Origin of the sequence: Leeia aquatica (assembly GCF_012641365.1) — a bacterium.
Lineage (GTDB): Bacteria > Pseudomonadota > Gammaproteobacteria > Burkholderiales > Leeiaceae > Leeia > Leeia aquatica.
The window spans coordinates 1-5,037 of record NZ_JABAIM010000008.1; the positions used below are offsets into that span (position 1 = coordinate 1).

Below are 5,037 nucleotides of genomic sequence, written 5' to 3' on the forward strand. Positions count from 1 at the left end.
ATGGACGCGTACTGACCGGGCACAACCTCACTCTGAACAGCACGGGACAAGTCCGTCTGCAGCAAGGGCTGACCAGTGGTGGCAACCTGCAGGTGAATGCAGGTCAGCTGCAGGTGGATGGTAATGTTTACGCTGCAGGCAACACCAATCTGCAGGTCAGTGGCGACCTGAACAGCACGGCGCGGATGGCGTCGGCTGGCTCCCTGCAACTGCAGGCGAGTAACGTGACCAGCAGTGGTCTGCTGGTCAGTGGCTTGCAGGCCGATGGTAGTCTCATCCAGCAACAGCTGCAAATCAGCAGCAATGGGCAGGTGGCCCTGCGAGGCGGCGTCCTCACCGCGGGATCGCTGACGGTTGATGCAGCCAGTATCAACCTTGGGCAGAATCAGACCCAGGTCGGGCAGGATGCCAGCCTGACAGCCCGCACGGGTGGCGTACAACACCAGCAAGGTCAGATGGAAGTCGGGGGTAGCCTGACCGTGCAAGCCCAAGGTGATCTGGATAACCTGCAAGGGCAAATCCGCGCCGGACAACTCCAGCTGCAAGGGCAGAACCTGCTGAATCAGAACGGCAAGCTGGAACAAAGCGGCCAAGCGACAACGCGCCTGCAATTCAGCCAAGCATGGCAAAACCAGAACGGTAGTTTGCTCACACAAGGCCAGCAGCTGCAAGTACAAGCCAGCAGCCTCGATAATCAGGATGGCAAATTGCAACACGGTGGTAGCGGTCTAACCACCCTGGCCATCAGTACTGTGCGCAATTTGCGCGGGGCGATTGAGAGCAATGGCAGCCTGCAGCTGGACGGCAGTGATATTGATAATGCCGGTACGTTGCAAGCGGCTCAGAATGTCCGAATCAACAGTGACCGTCTGCACAATGCTAGCGGCAGCAAGCTGCATTCGGGGGGTAACCTCGACCTGCAACTGGACCAGCTTCACAACGAAGGCCAGATCAGTGCACTACAGGCCTTCCAGTTGAGTGCAGGTTCCTTCCTCAATCAGGGGGTTCTGGCCGCCAATACTGGAGGGCAGCTCAATCTGAGCAGCCAGCCGGGCAGTGGTCTGCTGGATAACCGGGGGGCGATTGCCAGCCAGCAAGGGCTGACGATACACGTCAAGTCCCTGAGCACGGGTGGCGGCACCCTGCAGGCCGATGTGCTCAATGTTCAGGTGGATGGTAGCTACCAACACCAGGGTGGCCTGACTGCGCGTAAGCTCAGTGTGCAAGCTGGTGAAATCATCAACCAGTCCATCCTGTCTGCCACCGAAGACCTGACGCTGACAGCAAGCCGCCTCGACAACCAGGCCGGCAAGACCATCTATGCCGGGCGCGATTTGGTGCTGAACACCGACGAACTGCAGAACCGTGAAGACAGTCTGCTGATGGCAGACCGCGCGCTCCAGGCCCAAGGCCGCAATGGTGGTCGCAGCATCCTGTTCCGCAATGACCGGGGCGTGGTGCAAAGCTGGACGGGTAACCTCAGCATCCAGGCGCAGCAACTGGAAAACCTGGGGGCGACGCCGGAAGTGGATCGGTTGACGTTCTCGGAGAGCACCGGTGGGGCAGATGGGAAGGCGGGTAGAAGCTCCTGCTTCACCGGGGTTCCGAACCGACATTGCAATCCAGACAATAGTACGCCATGGATGTGGGGAGGATACCGCCCTGTCAGTGATGCAGTGTGGGATGCCTTTATCGCCAAATACCCGACGACAAATCTTCTGCCAGATAATCACGATGGCGGAACCTGGGCGACACCGGGCAATGATGGTGGGCATGAATCCGAAGAGCGCTGGCGCATCCTGTCTGCCTCCGGCTACCGGGAGCAGCTCCGCCCCGGTTTTGCAGCCAAACCCGGCCAAATCCTGTCCGGTGCCAACATCGTACTGGATGGTCAGCTGATCGAGAATCGTGCTGGCGTCATTGCCAGTAATGGTGATGTCACCCTGCAGGGGGGCAGTGTCAATAATGTGGGCCGAGAGCTGAAACAGCAAACCACACTCAGCTATACCGAGTTCAAGAACGATGGCGGCAACATCTGGAGCGTGACCAACCAGCATGTCGAGCAGCAAACCATCGGTGCCATTCCCTCGCTGATCAGTGCGGGGGGCACGGTCAATGGCAATCTGGCGGGAAGTTTGGTCAATGGTGTCGAGACCGGGCGTACCACTACCCTGAAGAGTAACCCTAGTATCAGTATCCAACCCCCGGCGCAGGTGGTTACGCCGGCGAGCCTGCTGAACTTGCGGGTGGAAACCGGGGTGCAGTTTGGTTCCAGTGGCGGCGCAGCACTCAGTGCCTTCCAGGTCAGCCCCAGCGGCTTGAGCGAGGCGGCGCTGCAATACCGCACGGAGCGCGATCCCCGCTTTGCCGACAAAGGCCGCTTCCTCAGCTCGGACTACATGCTGCAACGCCTGGGGCTGGATTACGGCAAACTTGACAAGCGCCTGTCGGATGGCTTGGCCGAGCAGCGATTGCTGGCCGCGCAGTGGTTGCAGCTCACCGGGCGTATGGGGCTGGGTAGTTACAACAGCCGGGAAGCCCAATACGCTGCACTGATGGACAGCGGCATCCGCTTTGCCCAGCGCTTCCAGCTGGCGCCGGGCATTGCACTCAATGCCGACCAGATGCGCCAGCTGACCGACGACATCGTCTGGCTGGAAAAGCAAACCGTGACCTTGGCCGATGGCAGCCGGGGCGAGAGACTGATTCCTCGCCTATATCTGGCCAATGCCCCACGCATGAGTCTGGGGCAGGATGGTGCACTGATCCTCGCCGACAAGGTCGAGCTTGGCGCACAACGCATCGTCAATGCGGGCAGCCTGCAAGGCAGCAGCCATGTACTGCTGGCCAGTGCGGGTGACCTGCTCAATCTGGGTGGCAACATCAAAGCCCCGGTACTGCAACTGCAAGCCGGGCAAAACCTGCTGGTGCAAGGGGGGCAGCTAAGCGGCAATCAAGTCACCCTGCAGGCTGGCAACGACCTGACCCTGAACCGCAAGGTTGAGCGGCAAAGCATTATCGGTGGTCATGCCGATCTGGCAGGCGAAGCAGCACAGATTGATGCAGGGCAGCAGCTTACGTTGCAAGCAGGCAACACCTTGCAGATACAAGGGGCCGATCTCCGTAGCACCGGCAATACCCTGCTCACCGCAGGGAAAGACATCCAGATCGGCAGTGTGGCGATTGAGAGCAATACCCATCAGCAAGGCGGAAGCCAAGGCATCAAATTCGACTACCAGCACCAACAGGTCCAGCAACTCGGTAGCAGCATCCAGAGCAATGGCAACCTGACCGTAGTCAGTGGCCGTGATACCGACATCCGGGCTTCACAACTGGCCGCGGAAGGCCAGCTCACTGTGCAAGCGGGCGGGCAGTTGACCATTGGCAGTGCAGACAACTTCGAGCTCAAGCATCAGGATGTATCCACCAAAAAGAGCGGGCTGTTTGGTTCCAAAAGCAACCGCGAGATGACGCACACTGAAACCACCACCGCAGTTGGCAGTACCCTTGCGGGTGGTTCGGTTAATCTGGTTTCCGGCAAAGACCTCACGGTACAAGGCAGCAAGGTCAGCGCGCAGAACGATCTCAATGTACTGGCTCAAGGTGATGTCACCATCACCACCAGCACCAACCGCAGCCAGCAGCAGCAGATCAAAGAAAGCAAACGTAGCGGTATTGATGCGGGCTTTACTGGCATCTCCTATGTCAAGAGCAGCAGCAACCTGCTGCAGAACAGCACCTCCGAGCGCGCTGTCAGCAGTGAGCTCAGTGGTGCCAACATCAACGTCCAGTCCGGACGCGACACCACCGTTCGCGGCAGCATGTTGCTGGCCGACCAGGACCTCACCGTCCAGGCCGGACGCAACATCCTGATCGACGCGGCCCACGAGCAGCGCACGAACGACCGCCACTTCGATAGCAAGAGCAACAGCATCGGCCTGTTCGGGTTGGACCTGTTCAGCAAGAGCATGGCCACCCAGGATGGCAATGGCAACGGTAGCACTGCCGTCACCAGCCTGCTCTCCGCCAACCGCGGCAACCTCAGTCTCATCGCCGGTGGTAGTGGTGAAGTCAAAGGCAAGGGCAGCGTTACCACCGTCGGTGCCGACCTGCTGGCCGGGCAAGGCATCCTGATCGACGCCAGTAATATTGACCTGCTCGCCGCCTACAACAGCGACAGCACCCACAGCCGCAGCGCCAGCAAGAGCGTCAGTGTCGGTGCCAGCTTCACCGGCTACATCGGCGGCCCCCTCAACCAGATCCTCAACAACCTGGAAGCCGCTCGCAAAGGCAGCGGCAACAGCCGCCTCGACACCGCTCTCGCCCTCAAAGCGGGCTACGACAGCTACAAGCTGGCGACAGACACTGAAAAGTGGAACAAATACAAGGAAGAGTTCAAGCCCAAGGACAGCAACACTCAGGGCAGCGACAGCACCCAAGGCACCAACGGCCAGGGCGGGCAACAAACCAACAACAACCCCGGCATCGGCATCTCGGTCGGCTTCAGCAACAGCAAATCCTCCAGCAGCAGCGACAGTAGCAACAGCACCGCCAAAGGCAGCAACCTGCAGGCACAAAGCATTGTCCTGCTCGCCCGTGACACCGACATCCGCACCGAAGGCGCCAAGCTGCAGGCCAAGGACATTGACCTGGATGCCGCCCGCAACATTGAGCTTGGTGCCGCCGTCAACCAGGCCAATGTCCACAGCCAGAACAGCAGCAAAGGCAGCAGCTTCGGCGTCACCTTCGGCTTCGGCCAGCAAAACGGCTTCAGCTTCCAGATCGGCGGCAGCAAAGGCAAAGGCCTCACCGACGGCAGCGAAACCCGCTATGACAACACCCTGATCACCGCCAGCAACCAGCTCAACCTTAGCAGTGGCAAAGACACCACCCTCAAGGGCGCCCAGCTGGCTGGCAAACAGGTCAATCTCGACGTCGGCGGCAACCTCAGCCTGCTCACCCTGCAAGACCGCACCGACTACCAAAGCCACCAGTCCAACAGCAGCTGGGGCATCAGCCTGTGCATCCCCCCCATCT

General features: G+C 59.9%; 1 protein-coding gene. It reads left to right on the forward strand.

What is annotated here, in order from left to right; translation table 11 throughout:
- Positions 1-5,037 (forward strand): hemagglutinin repeat-containing protein (locus tag HF682_RS17595; RefSeq protein ID WP_168878656.1); only part of this gene is annotated, 5,037 nt, incomplete at both ends.